The sequence below is a fragment of the Streptomyces sp. NPDC048196 genome (assembly GCF_040652715.1).
Classification (GTDB): Bacteria; Actinomycetota; Actinomycetes; order Streptomycetales; family Streptomycetaceae; genus Streptomyces; species Streptomyces siderophoricus.
Genome location: NZ_JBEZMM010000003.1, coordinates 281,968 through 297,152, shown reverse-complemented (window position 1 = coordinate 297,152; position 15,185 = coordinate 281,968). Strand labels below are relative to the sequence as shown.

At 72.2% G+C, this 15,185-nt stretch carries 16 protein-coding genes and 2 pseudogenes; 11 read left to right on the top strand and 7 right to left on the bottom strand.

The features are described 5' to 3' along the window. Positions 1–13: 13 nt before the first annotated feature. The 3 genes from AB0E02_RS06770 to AB0E02_RS06760 are packed head-to-tail and all read right to left on the bottom strand — an operon-like array spanning position 14 to position 1,341. Positions 14–289: a DUF397 domain-containing protein gene (locus AB0E02_RS06770; RefSeq protein ID WP_362136740.1), complete on the bottom strand. Its 276-nt coding sequence runs from the start codon at positions 287–289 to the stop codon at positions 14–16. A gap of 9 nt (positions 290–298) precedes the next feature. Next, the gene (locus AB0E02_RS06765) at positions 299–520 is read right to left on the bottom strand and encodes a DUF397 domain-containing protein (protein ID WP_362136738.1); all 222 of its coding nucleotides are present in this window, start codon (positions 518–520) and stop codon (positions 299–301) included. Beyond that, positions 517–1,341: a helix-turn-helix transcriptional regulator gene (locus tag AB0E02_RS06760; RefSeq protein ID WP_362136736.1), complete on the bottom strand. Its 825-nt coding sequence runs from the start codon at positions 1,339–1,341 to the stop codon at positions 517–519. Before AB0E02_RS06760 ends, AB0E02_RS06765 begins: the two co-directional genes overlap by 4 nt. A 160-nt stretch (positions 1,342–1,501) precedes the next feature. Here AB0E02_RS06760 and AB0E02_RS06755 point away from each other — a divergent pair, with 160 nt between their 5' ends. Further along, positions 1,502–1,801 (top strand): hypothetical protein, encoded by a 300-nt coding sequence (locus tag AB0E02_RS06755; protein WP_362136734.1) that lies wholly within the window; start codon positions 1,502–1,504, stop codon positions 1,799–1,801. A 159-nt stretch (positions 1,802–1,960) separates the two neighbouring features. Here AB0E02_RS06755 and AB0E02_RS06750 read toward each other — a convergent pair whose 3' ends face one another. Beyond that, entirely contained in the window at positions 1,961–2,812 is an 852-nt protein-coding gene (locus AB0E02_RS06750) for a hypothetical protein (RefSeq protein ID WP_362136732.1), read from the bottom strand. Positions 2,813–3,077: 265 nt separating this feature from the next. Here AB0E02_RS06750 and AB0E02_RS06745 point away from each other — a divergent pair, with 265 nt between their 5' ends. Together AB0E02_RS06745 and AB0E02_RS06740 are read left to right on the top strand one after the other, a co-directional pair. Then, a complete protein-coding gene (locus AB0E02_RS06745) occupies positions 3,078–3,371 on the top strand; it encodes a YciI family protein (protein WP_362136730.1) in 294 nt (97 codons plus the stop codon). A 118-nt stretch (positions 3,372–3,489) separates the two neighbouring features. Continuing rightward, positions 3,490–4,278 carry a TSUP family transporter gene (locus tag AB0E02_RS06740; protein WP_030415020.1) on the top strand — a complete coding sequence of 263 codons (789 nt, stop codon included), beginning with the start codon at positions 3,490–3,492 and terminating at the stop codon, positions 4,276–4,278. Positions 4,279–4,305: 27 nt separating this feature from the next. Here the strand turns inward: AB0E02_RS06740 and AB0E02_RS06735 are convergent, their stop codons facing one another. Further along, positions 4,306–5,190: a class I SAM-dependent methyltransferase gene (locus AB0E02_RS06735; RefSeq protein ID WP_362136727.1), complete on the bottom strand. Its 885-nt coding sequence runs from the start codon at positions 5,188–5,190 to the stop codon at positions 4,306–4,308. Between the two features lie 46 nt (positions 5,191–5,236). Then, complete coding sequence (locus AB0E02_RS06730; protein WP_362136809.1) at positions 5,237–5,602, bottom strand: cupin; 366 nt, start codon at positions 5,600–5,602, stop codon at positions 5,237–5,239. A gap of 326 nt (positions 5,603–5,928) precedes the next feature. On the opposite strand from AB0E02_RS06730, the gene cutA reads away from it, so the two are divergent. Next, the gene (gene cutA, locus AB0E02_RS06725; RefSeq protein ID WP_362136807.1) at positions 5,929–6,225 is read left to right on the top strand and encodes a divalent-cation tolerance protein CutA; all 297 of its coding nucleotides are present in this window, start codon (positions 5,929–5,931) and stop codon (positions 6,223–6,225) included. Between the two features lies 1 nt (position 6,226). Then, positions 6,227–7,243: a hypothetical protein gene (locus tag AB0E02_RS06720; protein WP_362136725.1), complete on the top strand. Its 1,017-nt coding sequence runs from the start codon at positions 6,227–6,229 to the stop codon at positions 7,241–7,243. Positions 7,244–7,431: 188 nt separating this feature from the next. Here AB0E02_RS06720 and AB0E02_RS06715 read toward each other — a convergent pair whose 3' ends face one another. Next, positions 7,432–8,139, bottom strand: a complete 708-nt coding sequence (locus AB0E02_RS06715; RefSeq protein ID WP_362136723.1) for an ElyC/SanA/YdcF family protein — start codon at positions 8,137–8,139, stop codon at positions 7,432–7,434. A 312-nt stretch (positions 8,140–8,451) separates the two neighbouring features. Between AB0E02_RS06715 and AB0E02_RS06710 the strand changes: the two are divergent. The 6 genes and pseudogenes from AB0E02_RS06710 to AB0E02_RS06685 all read left to right on the top strand — a co-directional run. After that, positions 8,452–8,868 (top strand): annotated as a pseudogene (locus AB0E02_RS06710) (gamma-glutamylcyclotransferase family protein); the annotation flags it as partial. Between the two features lie 146 nt (positions 8,869–9,014). After that, positions 9,015–10,031: pseudogene (locus AB0E02_RS06705) on the top strand (adenosine deaminase); the annotation flags it as partial. 216 nt (positions 10,032–10,247) lie between these two features. Then, a complete protein-coding gene (locus AB0E02_RS06700) occupies positions 10,248–11,129 on the top strand; it encodes a CbiX/SirB N-terminal domain-containing protein (protein WP_362136720.1) in 882 nt (293 codons plus the stop codon). Beyond that, a complete protein-coding gene (locus AB0E02_RS06695; protein ID WP_362136718.1) occupies positions 11,126–12,439 on the top strand; it encodes a deoxyguanosinetriphosphate triphosphohydrolase in 1,314 nt (437 codons plus the stop codon). The genes AB0E02_RS06700 and AB0E02_RS06695 overlap by 4 nt, the downstream gene beginning before the upstream one ends. A 314-nt stretch (positions 12,440–12,753) precedes the next feature. Beyond that, on the top strand, positions 12,754–14,019 hold the full coding sequence (locus AB0E02_RS06690; RefSeq protein ID WP_362136716.1) for an FAD-dependent oxidoreductase: 1,266 nt from the start codon (positions 12,754–12,756) through the stop codon (positions 14,017–14,019). Between the two features lie 9 nt (positions 14,020–14,028). Continuing rightward, the gene (locus AB0E02_RS06685) at positions 14,029–15,054 is read left to right on the top strand and encodes a pyridoxal-phosphate dependent enzyme (RefSeq protein WP_362136714.1); all 1,026 of its coding nucleotides are present in this window, start codon (positions 14,029–14,031) and stop codon (positions 15,052–15,054) included. Positions 15,055–15,185: the final 131 nt, after the last annotated feature.

Genomic DNA, 15,185 nt, shown 5'->3' with positions numbered 1-15,185 from the left:
GGGCTCGCTCCCTTCAGGCGCCGAACTCGCCTTGTTTGACGGCGGAGATGAACGCGGTCCAGTTGGTGGCGGGGAAGACGAGGGCGGGGCCGCTGGGGTCCTTGCTGTCACGGACGGGGACTAGGCCGTGGGCGTCGGTGAGGGCGCGGGTGAATTCGAGGCATTCCCCGCCGTTGCCTTCGCTGTGGGAGGACTTGATCCAGGCGAAGTCTCGGGCGAATTCGAGGCATTCGCCGCCGTTGGCGTCGCTGTAGGTGGACTTGACCCATGTGGCGGTGCTGAGATCCACGCGGCCTCCTCAGGCGGTGAACTGCCCTTGTTTGACCGCTGAGATGAACGCGGCCCAGCCGCCCGCCGGGAAGATCAGCGCCGGCCTGCCCGGTTCCTTGCTGTCCCGGACGGGCACGAGGCCGTGGGCGACGGTGAGGGCGCGGGAGAACTCGACGCACTGGCCTCCGTTGCCCTCGCTGTAGGACGACTTGACCCATTCGGCGGCGGCCAGATCCACGTCGGCGCTCATGCTCGATGCTCCTTCAGCAGAGTCTTGATCAAGGTCAGCGATTCATCCGGGGACAACGCGCGCGCCCTCAGCAGATCATAGTCATCCAGTGCTGCGTCGACCGTCTGTGCGAAATCATGCATTCTTCCCCCTACCCTGGTCTCCGTGTACAACACCGTGGGGAAGTCCCGGAAGCGCAGCACGGTGAAGGGCAGCGTGGATGTTGCCGGTACACCCGCTGAGAACGGCATGACCTGGAGTTCGACGTGTGGCGACGCAGCTACCGTCAGCAGGTAGTCAAGCTGCCTGGCCATGACATCGGCACCCCCCACGACGGTTCGCAGGCACGCCTCGTGATGGATGACCCAAACGAACGGTGGATTGTCCTGATCGAACACCTCGCGCCGCCGTAGTCGCGCGGCAACCTTGTCCTCGATCCCCTCCGTACTCGCTCGGGGATTGGACGCTCGGAAGACGGCTCTCGCGTAGTCCGCTGTCTGGACGATGCCCGTCACGAGGTTCGTCTCGTAGGTCAGAATCCGCGACGCCTTCCGTTCCAGGTTGAGGTAAGGAACGAACCACGAGGGGTGGTCTCCTTCGTCGATCCTCCGGAGCAGACCGGCGAATAGGCCGTTCGTCCCGAACGCGAGGTCGCAACCTTGCGCGAACTTCTCGCTCGCCTTCACCCTCCCCGCCTCCACCATGCTGACGTACGCATGTGAGTAGCCCGTGGCCTTGCCTAAGTGCTTCTGGGTGAGCTTGCGCCCCGAGCGCACCCGTTTCACGTCGAGGCCGAAGCTTTGAAGCGGATTGAAAATCTCAGGTGCGGTCGTCTCGTCCAACGCTGTGACCTCTCGTCCTGTGACCACAGACTGCATAGCGGCAGGCTGCTGATGTCAGCACTGCCGTTTAAACAGCTTCATCCTATTGGCCGTTGCGTTGGCCGCGTGACCGAATGACTACATCCGGTTACTCGGCAAGCGAGCCCAGGAGGCCGACGACATGACGGACGAAACCCCCGCCCCCACCTCCACCTCCACCCCCACCCCCCGACTCCTCCCCTGGACGAGTCCCGACGAGAAGCCCTGCCTGCCCCTCGGGGACGGCGAGGGCTTCATCTCGCGGCTTGCGAACGACATCGAGGCCGAGCAGCTCTGCTACACCACCGAACTGCGCAAAGAGGCACGGCGGATGCTCGACGGGCGGAGCTGGACGATCGGGGAGCTCCAGTTGCTGGCGGTGGAGCTCACGGAAGCGCTCGACGCGGTGCAGCGGATCGCGGAGAGCCGGGGCGCCCGGTGACGCCGACTGCATCATCGGGGGAAGAGTCAGGTCCCGCTTCCGAGGCGCCCCTGCTGGGTCGGCCGTCACCCGCCGTGGTGCACGTCCCGGCGGGTGCTGCCATAGCGCCGTGCCCGTTCCCGTGCGCGATCTGCCGTCGGGCGGGCCGGCAGCGGGAGGCTACTGCGAGTGGAGGTAGCAGTCGACCTCGCCATGAGAGCTGCTGTTGTCCACCACTTTCATGCCGCCCGACGTGTCCCAATTGATCGTTGGCGGGGTGGGGTGTCCGGACTGCATGGAGAGGTTGATCTGGACGAAGTCAACCTTCGTGTCGGGCGGCAGGGACGATTCGTCCGAGGTGTCGAAGTACGGCTCGAAGCACAGGATGACACCGTTTGCCGGGCCTTGTGTGAGCGAACGGACGACGGTGAAGTCGGCATCGGGGAAGCCGACGAATCCCAGCGTGTACATATAGCCCGCGCTGATAAGCGAACGGAACCGGATGACGCCGGTGAGGGAAGTGCCTGGGTCGACGTAGAGATGGTCACCGTGCACGTACTTGTTGCCGATATAGGCCCAGTTCGCGATGCCGTAACTCGCCTTTCCCTCGGTATTGTTGGACCAGTCCAGCACCGGTTGCAGCGCACCGCGGTGCAAGCCGTTCCACAGGAAGAAGACGTTCGGGCTGAGCGGGTTCCTGGGCTTGGATGGCACGGTCCACGTCGTCCGGAACGACTGGATGTAGGTCAGGGACTCGTCCTGCGCAGCGTGCCCGCCGCTCCTTTGTCCGTCGACGAATTTCCGCCCCGCGGGCGCCGAGTCTTCCCTCAGGCGTGCGGCGTAGGCGTACGGGTCGGCGGACAGCGCCTCATCCGCCACCGGGCCCAGGTCCTCCAGCACGCGGTCCGTGTGGAGATCGCATTTCTTCAGACGGCCCTCGACCACTTTGACGGTCTCGTCCCTGCTGATCGGAACCACCTCAGACCTGGGAACGAGGCCGTACGGCGTCTGCACGAGGTCATCCCTGCTCATGACATCTCCTCTCGCGCTGAGAAATCTCGCGCCGAGAAATCCCGCGCTGGGCAACCCCCCACGGCAAAAGAATTCGCGGCCATCCGTCATTCCCTGACGGCCGCGAATATGCACATTTATCCCCAGTAGAGCAGCTTCGGCTGAGGGGCGCATCTCGATGCGAAGGCCCAGCTGCCGCCCGCCTGAGTCGCGGTCACATCGCCGCCCGGAGCTGAGCGCGGAAAGGGAGTCGCTGGGGTACGTGGCGCTCGGCTACGGTCCCGCCATGTTCGTTGTCACAGTGACCTATACGGCACCCCTGGCGGAAGTGGACCCGTGGAGACCGACCCACGGCGACTGGCTGAACGACCTCATTTCACGGCGGCGGCTGCTGGCAGTCGGTCGCCAAGTCCCTTTGGTGGGGGGCGTCTACCTGGCCGCCAAGATGCCCGTCGAGGAGCTCGACCAGATCCTCGCGACCGATCCGTACGTGCTCAACGGCGTCGCCTCGCACAGTGTGGTCGAGTTCGAACCCTTGCTGGTCGCACCCGGTTTGGAGGACCTCAAGCGCCACGGGTGAGTGCGCCCTCGGCAGCAGTGGCCGCAGCACCGCCCACAACCCTTTCGTCCCGGCGGTGTTCGTCACAGCGGCCGTCATTCCGGGGCCCGGTCCGCGGCCCGCTTCTTAAGATCAGCCGGTGCCCGCTGACATATCGCTCTTCGCCCTGACCCTGCTCTGCCTGGCCGCGCTCGCGGCGGGCTGGATCGACGCCGTGGTGGGCGGGGGCGGACTGTTGCTGCTCCCGGCCCTGCTGGTCGGCCTTCCGCACACGCCTGCCGCGTACGTCCTCGGCACCAACAAGTCCACCGCCATCGTGGGCACGACGGCGGCCGCGGTCACCTACGTGCGCAAGGCGCCGATCGATCTGCGGACCGCGCTGCGGATCGGGCTGGCGGCGGTGGCCGGCTCGCTGGGCGGGGCGTTCTTCGCGGCCGGGATCAACAGCGAGGTGCTGCGCCCGCTGATCATGGCGGTCCTGCTGGGCGTGCTCGCCTTCGTGCTCTTCCGCCCGGCCTTCGGGACCGCACCGGCGCCGTCCGGACCGGTCTCCCGGCGGCGGGTGCTCGCCGCGGTCCTCGTCGCCGGTCTGGGCATCGGCTTCTACGACGGCCTGATCGGGCCGGGGACCGGCGCGTTCCTGGTCATCGCGCTCGCCGCGGTGCTGCACATGGACCTGGTGACCTCGTCCGCCACGGCCAAGGTCGTGAACGTCTGCACCAACGTGGGCGCGCTGACGATGTTCGCCGTCCAGGGCACCGTGCTGTGGCAACTGGGCGCGCTGCTGGCGCTGTTCAACCTCGTGGGCGGCCTGGTGGGTGCCCGGATGGCGCTCAAGCGCGGGGCCGGGTTCGTCCGCGGGGTGCTGGTGGTCGTGGTCGTTGCCCTGCTGTGCAAGCTGGCGTACGACCAGTGGATCGCGGTCTGAGGGACGCGAGGCGGGGCGGAGGGCGGCTCAGAACCGGCAGTGGTACAGCCGCCAGGTGTCCCGTACCGCCGGCACCTTGGCCGCGGCCTGGGCGGCCAGCCGGGAGGCGGGCGGCAGTTGCTCGATCCCCGGGAGCTCCAGTGCGCTGACGTCCTCGACGATCCGCAGGCGCGGGCTGAGCGCGGCGATCCCCGCGCGGTCGGTGCCCCAGCGCACCCGGGCCCCGGCCTTCCTGAGCATGCGGCTGAGCCGCTGGGTACGGATGGCGAAGCCGCTGAAGGCGTCGAAGGCCGCGGCGCCGTGCGGCGCGTGGACGATCAGCCGCCGCAACAGCGCGGTGGCGTCCGCCTCGGTGAGGTACATCAGCAGCCCCTCGGCGACGATCATCGTCGGCCGGTCCGCGGGCACCTGGGCGACCCACGCCGGGTCGGTCACGGAGGAGGGGACGGCCGTGTAGTCGGCCGCCGGCTCCGGGTACAGCTGCCGGCGCAGATCGATGACCTCGGGGTGGTCGACGTCGAACCAGCGCACTCCGGGGTCCGGGTCCAGCCGGTGGACGCGGGTGTCGAGACCGCAGCCCAGATGCACCACCACCGCGTCGTCGTGCCGGTCCAGGAACTCCGCCGTCCAGCGGTCCAACTGGCGGGCGCGCAGGACCACCGTGACGGCGTCGCCGGCGGTCAGCCGCATCGCGCGGAAGTCGTAGTCGATCCGGCGGACGGTGTCCAGGGCCATGGTGTCGCCGAGGACCGGGTCGGGGGAGAGGCAGTCGACGGCGCGGGCGTAGAGCGTGGGGAGCAGGGTCTCCTTCTCGCCGGTCAGCCGCACCTTGATGCCCGGCCCGCCGCGGGCGGGGCCCTCACCGGCGGGGCCGTCACCGGCGGGGCCGTCACCGGGCCTGGAACTTGGCATGCTCCTCAAGCTACATAAGATTCAGAAAAACGTGAAGCTGTGCGCCCTACCCCCGCGCCGCCCCCGCCGTCTCCGCGCCGCGGACGTCCTCGCCCTTGAACTCCGTGACGGACGTCAGCAGCACTGCCGAGTCCTCGACGGCCTCCACGCCGTGCCGCTTCTGGAGCACGGCGATCTGACCCGTTTTCAGCTCGGTGCCGTTGCCCGGCCCGGTCAGCCGGACCCGCCCCTTGAGGACCTGCAGGCTCGCCGCCGGTGGCGCCTGGTGCTCGTCCAGCGAGGCCCCGGCGATCAGCGCGATCACGGTCTGCCGCAGCGGACCGTCGTGGAGGAAGAGATGGGCACTGCGTCCGTGCGCGGAGGCCCTGGCGTCGTCGAGCTGCTGGCGGGTGAGTGCGTCGAGGTCGTCCATGGTGCTGGCCTTTCGATGCGGTGCCGGCGGCTGGCTCCCTTCCATCGTTGCCGCTGTACCAGCGGATGCAACCGGGGAATTCGGCCCCGTGCTTCCGGGTGCGTGCCCCTACGGGGGCGGCCCGTCAGCTGAGGAATGATCATCCCGGTCCGTACGATGCGGGCAGCGTCCGTTTGTCCCCCACCGGGTGCCCACCATGTGCCCCCGCCATGTCCCCCACCATGAAGGATGCCGCCGTGGCCGATCCCACCGACCCGACCTCCCGCCCGGGCGACCCCAGCTCCCGCCCGGTCGAACCGCCCGTATCCACCGAGTTCCTGACCGTCATGACCACCACGGACAGCGAGGAGACGGCCGAGCGCCTGGCCCGCGGCGCGATCGAGGGCCGGCTCGCCGCCTGTGCCCAGGTCGGCGCCCCGGTGACCTCGGTCTACCGCTGGAAGGACGCGGTGGAGACCTCGCGGGAATGGCAGGTCTTGTTCAAGACCTCGCAGGTGCGCTACCCGGAGCTGGAGCGGTACCTCCTCCAGACGCACGACTACGAAACCCCCGAGATCATCGCCACCCCGATCACCCGCGGCGGGGCCGGCTATCTGTCCTGGGTCGCAGAGGAGACGAGCTGACGTGGCGCGACACGCGAGGCGGCGGACCCCGGGCCCGCTGCGCATCCCCCTGCTGACCCGCGGCGGCAAGGCCGTGACGACGGCCCTCGGCATGGCGTTCTGCCTGGCCGCGACACCGACCGTGCACGCGGCAGAGAGCGCCCGGGGCAGTGCCGCCGCCGGCGACCGGCCGACCCGGGCCCCCGACGCGCCCTGGACCAGCCGGGATGCCGCCGCCTACTGGACGCCCGAGCGGATGGCCGCCGCCGCACCGGCCGCGAAGGCCACCCCGGGCGCGGCGGGGTCCTCCGGGTCCGCCCCGGCCGCCCGACCGTCCGGTGCCGCCGCCCGACTCCCCGCCACCGCCCGGCACTTCGACGGCGTCCCGACCGTCGGCGTGCTGTTCTCGGTGGACGGCGACGCCCGGGCCCACCACTGCACCGCCAGCGTCGTGCACAGCCCGCACCGCAACCTGATCCTCACCGCGGGGCACTGCGATCCGGGCGACCGGGCCGCGTTCGTCCCGCAGTATCGTTCCGGCGCGCAGACCCAGCCGCACGGGGTGTGGGCGATCGACGAGTCCTTCGCCTACCCGGACCGCGGCACCACCGGCGACAAGTCCGACCTCGACTTCGCCTTCGCCACCGTCGAGCACGACGCGGACGGCCGCGCCCTGGAGGACGTCACCGGCGGCAACGTCCTGGCCCCGACGCCCGGTTACACCAACGACGTCACCGTCATCGGCTACCCCACCGTCCGCAACGACCCGGAGGACCGTGCGGTGCGCTGTGCCACCCGGACCTCCCGGCTCGCCGGTACCGACCAACTCCGCATGGAATGCGGTGGTTTCTACGGCGGCACCTCGGGCAGCCCCTGGCTCACCGGCTTCGACGAGCGGACCGGAACCGGCCGGATCATCGGGCTGATCGGCGGTCTCAACGGCGGCGGCCCCAAGGGCCCGAACAGCGACCGGGTCTCCTACAGCCCCTACTTCGGGGCGAAGATCCTCAGCCTGTACGCCCGCGCGACCAAGGCGTGAGACCGGGACCGGGGCCGGAGACGGAGGCGCGCGCCCCTCGGCGCAGCGTCTCCGTCCCGCCTCGGCGCAGCGCCTCCGTCACACCTCGGCGCAGTGCCTCCGCCAGTCTCAGCGGTGACTCGCGCCGGCCGTTGTACCGCCCCCCGCCGGCCTCGGCGCAGTGCCTCAGCCGGCGCCCCCCGCCGGCCTCAGCGCAGCGCCTCCGTCACGCCCTTCTCGCGCGGGCCGAGGAACTGCGGGTCGGGCCGCAGCAGCGCGTCCGCCGCCGCCTTCCCGGCCGCGAAGATCTCCCGCACGCCGCCGTACGCCCAGGTCACATCGCGCTTGGCGGCGACCCCGACCCCGTAGGAGTCGATCCCGGCCGCCGTGCACAGCGCGAGCGCACGCCGGATGTGGAAGCCCTGGCTGACCAGCACCGCCCGGTCCACGCCGAAGATCCGGCGGGCCCGGCTGCAGGAGTCCCAGGTGTCGAAGCCCGCGTAATCGCTGACGATCTTCCTGGCCGGTACGCCGTGGTGCAGCAGATAGCCGCGCATGGCGTCCGGTTCGTCGTAGTCGTGGCGGCTGTTGTCGCCGGTGACCAGGAGGGCCCGGACGGTGCCCCGCCGGTAGAGCGCGGCGGCCGCGTCCAGCCGGTGGGCGAGGTACGGGGACGGTTTGCCGTCCCACAGGCCCGCGCCGAAGACGATGGCGACCGGCGCGGCGGGGGCGTCGGCGACGGTCCGCACCCGGGGGCCCGCGGTGGCGTTCAGCCAGGTCGCCGGGGCCAGCGCGAGCACCGTCGCGGCCACCACGGTCTGAAAGGCGCGGCGTTGCCCGCGCCGGGTCCGCGGCAGCCGCAGCCGGGACACCCCGCCCCGTATGCGCCGCACCAGCCCTGCCACCGGCTCCCGCATGCCCCGCCCCCGTCCCCGATCGCAAATGATCGCAGCCGCTCGCACCGCACCCGGACCGGGCCCGACTGCGTCTGATCGCGTCTGATCGCGATCGTGTCTGCAGGCACCGACGCCCACGGGCCGATGATGGTTGCACCGGCCGATGACGGGCGCCGCGGGGCGATGCGGTGCGATGCGGCTGGAAGCCGTACGACCCTGCCGCCGATGCCGTACGACCCTGGAGAGGACCCCACCAGCAGGACCCCACCAGCAGGACTCCACCACCAGGACTTCACCACCAGGACCCCACCACCCGGGAGAGGACCGCGCCCCATGACCACCGAGCCCGAGCGCCTGCCCTTCTTCGTCTACGGGACGCTGCTCCCCGGCCAGGCCAACCACGCCTGGGCGCTCCGCGGCCGGACCGCCCACGAGGAACCGGCCCGGATCGCCGGCGCGCTGCTCTACGACGGCCCCGGCTACCCGTACGCGGTACCCGGGCCGCCGGACGCGGTGGTGCACGGCGCGCTCGTCCACCCCCGGCCCGCCGATTACGACGAGGTGCAAACGGTGCTGGACCGGCTGGAGGACTACGCCCCCGGCGACCCGCGCAACCTCTACGAGCGGGTGGTCACCGACGCGGTCCGCCCGGACGGCCGCACCGTACGGGCCTGGGTCTACCTGGCCGCCGCGCCGCTCGCCGCCCGCCTGCGCACGACCGGCACCCCCATAGAGGGCGGCGACTGGCTGGCCGCCCCCGCCGGGCGCGTCCTTCACCCGGTCGGTTCCGCGGCTCCCCACCACCCGGTGGGCTCCGGCACTCCGGCGACTAACCTGGAAGATCCCTCCCGTAGTACCGAGGGCCCTTCACCTACCGCAGAACAGGTCTGACCAGCGTGGCTTCCTCCCCGAACCCCTCCACCGACCGGCCGGCCGCCGGGCCGCTGCCCAAGGCGGAACTGCACCTGCACATCGAGGGCACGCTGGAGCCCGGACTGGCCTTCGCGCTCGCCCGGCGCAACGGCGTGCGGCTGCCCTACGCCACCGAGGACGAGCTGCGCCGCGCCTACTCCTTCGAGGACCTGCAGTCCTTCCTGGACCTGTACTACGCGCTGATGGCCGTGCTGCGCACCGAGGACGACTTCGCCGACCTCGCGCACGCCTATCTGGCCCGCGCCAAGGAGCAGGGCGTACGGCACGCCGAGATCTTCTTCGACCCGCAGGCGCACACCGCGCGCGGCGTCGCGATCGGCACGGTGATCGACGGCCTGGCCCGGGCGCTGGACGCCGCCGAGGAGACGTACGGCATCAGCACCCGGCTGATCATGTGCTTCCTCCGGGACGAGAGCGCCGAGTCGGCCCTGACCACCTTCGAGGCGGCCCGGCCGCACCTGCACCGGCTCACCGCCGTCGGGCTGGACTCGGCCGAGGTCGGGCATCCGCCGGTGAAGTTCCGGGAGGTCTTCGCGCGGGCCAAGGAGGCCGGGCTCAAGTGCGTGGCGCACGCGGGCGAGGAGGGCCCGCCGGCGTACGTCTGGGAGGCCCTGGACGTCCTCGGCGTGGACCGGATCGACCACGGCGTGCGCTCCATGGAGGACGAGCGGCTGGTCGCCCGCCTGGTGACGGACCAGGTGCCGCTCACGGTCTGCCCGCTGTCCAACCTCCGCCTGCGAGTGGTCGACGACCTCGCGGACCACCCGCTGCCCGCGATGCTGGACGCCGGGCTGCTGGTGACCGTCAACTCCGACGACCCGGCGTACTTCGGCGGCTACGCGGACGACAACTTCACCGCCGTACGCGACGCCCTCGGCCTCGACGAGGCGACCCTGCGCACCCTCGCCCGCAATTCCTTCCGCGCGTCCTTCCTGGACGAGCCGACGCGCGAGCGCTACCTGAAGGAGATCGACGCCCACGAGGTCGCCACCAGGGAGAGCGACGCGGCGAGCGGCGGGCACGGCGCGGAGGACGGCGCACACGGGGCGTGACGCCGACGTACGTGGGGCGAAACGCCGACGCGGAGGGGCCGTAGTGCCCACGCACACGGGGCGTGACGCCGGCGGCAGGCATACGGAACACGGAGTTCCCCACCACGAAACGGCAGCGCAACGCCCGGCTGCCACGCTCGGATCATGACGGTGCCGATACCGCAGCCCTCCGCCTCCGCCTCCTCCGCGCCGCTCGGTGCGGGGGAGCTCGCCGCCGAGATCACCGCGCAGCTCAGCAGAGGGCTCCGCACGGTCCGGTTGCGCGGCTTCCGCCCACCGCGCCCGGCCGCCCCCACCCTCGTCGCCGTCGCGCACGGCAGCCGGGACCCGCGCGCCCTGCCGGCCGTCCGCGCGCTCCTCGACCGCGTCCGTGCGCTCCGCCCCGGCCTCCCCGTACGGCTCGGGCACATCGAGCTCAACCGGCCGCTGCTCGCCGACACCCTCGCGGATCTCCGCGGCGACGCCGTCCTCGTCCCGCTGCTTTTCGGCCACGGCTACCACGTCACCCACGACCTGCCCGCCGCGCTCGCCGCCGCGCCGCACCTGACCGGCCGGATCGCCGCACCGCTCGGCCCGCACCCGCTCCTCGCCGAGGCGCTGCACGGCCGGCTGCTGGAGGCCGGCGCCGCCGCCGGGCCCGGGAGCACCGCCGTGGTCCTGGCCGCCGCGGGCTCCCGGGCCGCCCGCTCCGCCCGGGACACCGAGCACACCGCCCGCCTCCTCTCCGCCCGCCTGGGCGGCCTCCCGGTCGTCCCCGCCTACGCGTCCGCCGCCGCCCCGACCGTCGCCGAAGCCGTCCGGGCGCTGACCGCCGAGGGCCACGAGCGGATCGCGCTGGCCGGCTGCTTCACCGCCCCCGGCCGCTTCGCCACCCAGTGCGCGGCCGCCGCCCCCGGCGTCGCCGCCGCGCCCCTGGGAGACCACCCCGCGCTGGCCCGCCTCGTACTGCACCGCTACGACCAGGCGCTCCTGACCCGCACCGGATCCGGTCCCGAAAGCATCAGGGCGGCTACCGTCGCTGTATGACGGGCACACGACCGACCATCACCGGCTACACCGCGGCCGATACCGAACGCTGGGTCCCCGAGCCCGACAAACGCCCGGGCCGCACCGCCTTCCAGCGCGACCGCGCCCGGGTGCTGCACTCCGCGGCGCTGCGCCGACTGGCCGGCAAGACCCAGGTCGTCACCCCCGGCACGCTCACCCACGCCTGGGACGCCAGCCCGCGCACCCGGCTGACCCACTCCCTGGAATGCGCCCAGGTCGGCCGGGAACTGGGCGCCGCCCTCGGCTGCGACCCCGACCTGGTCGAGACCGCCTGTCTGGCGCACGACCTCGGCCACCCGCCCTTCGGGCACAACGGGGAACAGGCCCTCAACGAAGTCGCCGCGCCCTGCGGCGGCTTCGAGGGCAACGCCCAGTCGCTGCGGCTGCTGGCGCGTCTGGAGCCCAAGCGGTTCGTGCCCGCACCGGACGGCACGGCGCTCAGCGTCGGCCTCAACCTCACCCGCGCCGCCCTCGACGCCGCCACCAAGTACCCCTGGCCGCGCGGCGCGCACCCCACCGATCCGCACTCCCCGAAATTCGGGGTCTACGAGGACGACCGGCCGGTCTTCGTCTGGTTCCGGCAGGACGCGCCCGACGCGGCCCGCAGCTTCGAGGCCCAGGTCATGGACTGGTCCGACGACGTGGCGTATTCCGTGCACGACGTCGAGGACGGGCTGCACGCCGGTCACCTCGACCCCAACCTCCTGCTCGCCGACGCCGAGCGCGCCGAGATCTTCGCGGTCGCCGCCGAGCGCTACGCCCCGGGCGCCGGCCCCGAGGAACTGGCCGCGGCGCTGGACCGCCTGCTGGAGCAGGAGTGGTGGCCGCACGGCTACGACGGCAGCGCGCTCGCCCAGGCCCGCCTCAAGGACGCCACCAGCCAGCTGATCGGCCGCTTCTGCCTCGCCGCGGAGGGCGCGACGCGGGCCCGGTGGGGGAGCGGCCGGCTGACCCGGTACACCGCGGAGCTGGTGGTTCCGGCCGAAACCCGGCTGGAATGCGCCGTTTTGAAAGCGGTCGCCGACCGGTACGTGATGCAGCGCCCGGACCAGGAGGCCCTCCGCGCCGACCAGCGCATCGTCATCGCCGAACTGGCCGAGGCACTCCTCGCCCGGGCCCCCGACGGCCTTGACCCACAGTTCCGTTCGCTGTTCGAGGCGGCCCCTGACGACACCGCGCGGATGCGGGCCGTCATCGACCAGATCGCGGCCTTGACGGACACGACGGCCCGCTCCCTGCACGCCCGTCTCACCCGACGGCCCGGTAACGCGCCGGGCAACCCAGGGTGACCCTAGGGGGGAAGCCCCTCTTCCCCCCTCACGCTCCGTGCGGGACGCTCGAACCCGACCGTTATCGAACGGCGAACTGAGAGAACCCCGCCAACACCGCACACATCTACGAGGGAAAGCACCACCGCCCACATCCACGGGAGACAGCACCACCGCCCACACCTACGGGCGACAGCACACCGGGACAGCGCATCGGGACGGCACACCCGGTCAGCACACGGGGAAGGCACACCGGAAACACCACACCGGGGGCACATCGGGGGCGTTTACGGACGCGGACGCGGACGTACGGCACCGCAACGAGGAGGAAGCAAGTGGTCGACGCACACCAGACGTTCGTCATCGTCGGGGGTGGCCTGGCCGGGGCGAAGGCCGCGGAAACGCTCCGTTCCGAGGGCTTCACCGGCCGGGTGATCCTCATCTGTGACGAGCGCGACCACCCGTACGAGCGCCCGCCGCTCTCCAAGGGATACCTGCTCGGCAAGGAGGAGCGCGACAGCGTCTTCATCCACGAACCCGCCTGGTACGCCCAGGCACACATCGAGCTCCACCTGGGCCAGCCCGCCGTCCACCTGGACCCGGCCGGCCGGACCGTCCGCCTCGGGGACGGCACCCTCATCGCCTACGACAAGCTGCTGCTGGCCACCGGCGCCGAACCGCGCCGCCTGGACATCCCCGGCACCGGCCTGGCCGGCGTGCACCACCTGCGCCGCCTCGCCCACGCCGAACGGCTCCGCGGCGTCCTGGCCTCCCTCGGCCGCGAAAGCGACCGGCTGGTCATCGCGGGCGCCGGCTGGATCGGCCTGGAGGTCGCCGCCGCGGCCCGCTCCTACGGCGCCGAGGTCACCGTCGTCGAACCCGCCCCCACCGCCCTGCACGGCATCCTCGGCCCCGAACTCGGCGCCCTCTTCACCGACCTGCACCGCGAACACGGCGTCCGCTTCCACTTCGGCGCCCGCCTCACCGAAATCGTCGGCCAGGACGGCATGGTCGTCGCCGTCCGCACCGACGACGGCGAGGAACACCCCGCCCACGACGTGCTCGCCGCGATCGGCGCCGCCCCGCGCACCGCCCTCGCCGAACAGGCCGGCCTCGACCTCGCCGACCCCCAGGCCGGCGGCGGCATCGCCGTCGACGCGGCGCTGCGCACCTCCGACCCGTACGTCCACGCCGCCGGTGACGTCGCCGCGGCCGACCACCCCCTGCTCGACACCCGCATCCGGGTCGAGCACTGGGCCAACGCCCTCAACGGCGGCCCGGCCGCCGCCCGCGCCATGCTCGGCCAGGACATCAGCTACGACCGCGTCCCGTACTTCTTCTCCGACCAGTACGACGTCGGAATGGAGTACTCCGGCTACGCCCCGCCCGGCTCGTACGCCCAGGTCGTCTGCCGCGGCGACGTCGCCAAGCGGCAGTTCGTCGCCTTCTGGCTCGCCGCCGACGGCCGGCTGCTGGCGGGCATGAACGTCAATGTCTGGGACGTCGCCGAGACCATCCAGCAACTCATCCGCAGCGGTGCCCCGTTGGAGCCCACCGCGCTGGCCGATCCGGATGTTCCGCTCGCCTCGCTGCTCCCGTAGCGTGCGCCTATGACGCAGAGCCCCAGCGGCCCCAGCGGCCACCCCCGCCCCGCCGGCCCCGGCGCCCCGGACACCCTCACCCTCGACGACGTCCGGGACGCCGCCCGGCGGCTGGCGGGCGTGGCCCACCGCACGCCCGTCCTGCGCTCCCGCACCCTCGACGCGCTGGCCGGCACCGAGGCCCACCTCAAGTGCGAGAACTTCCAGCGCATCGGCGCCTTCAAGTTCCGCGGCGCCTACAACGCCCTCTCCCGGCTCGCCCCCGACCAGCTCGCCCGGGGAGTGGTCGCGTACTCCTCCGGCAACCACGCCCAGGCCGTCGCCCTCGCCGCCCGCGAACTCGGCAGCCACGCCGTCATCGTGATGCCCGAGGACTCCCCGCGCTCCAAGAGGGACGCCACCGCCGGCTACGGCGCCGAGATCGTCCGCTACGACCGCTACACCGGCGACCGGGCCGCCCTCGCCCGGCAGCTCGCCGAGGACCGCGGACTGGCCCTGATCCCGCCGTACGAGCACCCGCACATCATCGCCGGTCAGGGCACCGCCGCCCTGGAACTCCTGGAGGAGACCGGCCCGCTCGACGCGCTCCTGGTGCCCGTCGGAGGCGGCGGCCTGATGGCCGGCTCGGCCACCGCCGCCACCGCCCTCGCCCCCGGCATCCGCATGATCGGCGTCGAGCCGGCGGCCGGCGACGACACCCGGCGCTCACTGGCCGCCGGCCACCCCGTCACCATCCCCGTCCCGCGCACCATCGCCGACGGCCAGGCCGTCGACACCCCCGGCGCCCTGACCTTCGCGATCAACCAGCGCCTCCTCGACTCGGTGGTCCTGGTCACCGACGACGAGATCCGCGCCGCCATGACGTTCGCCTTCGAACGACTGAAGATCGTCACCGAGCCCAGCGGCGCCAGCGCCCTGGCCGCCCTCCTCACCGGCAGGGCCGGTCCGCTCCCGCCCCGCACCGGCGTGATCATCTCCGGCGGCAACATCGGCCTGGACCGGTTCCTGGCGGTGATGGCGGGCGCGGGCGGCTGACGGCCCGACCGCGGTCCGGGGAATCCGGCCCCGCGGGTGACCTGGGTTGATGCCCGCCGCCCCGCGCCCGGCCGGCCCGGCCGCGAGGCCCACGCGGCCGGGACTGTCCGACCCCGGCCGTAGAATTCACG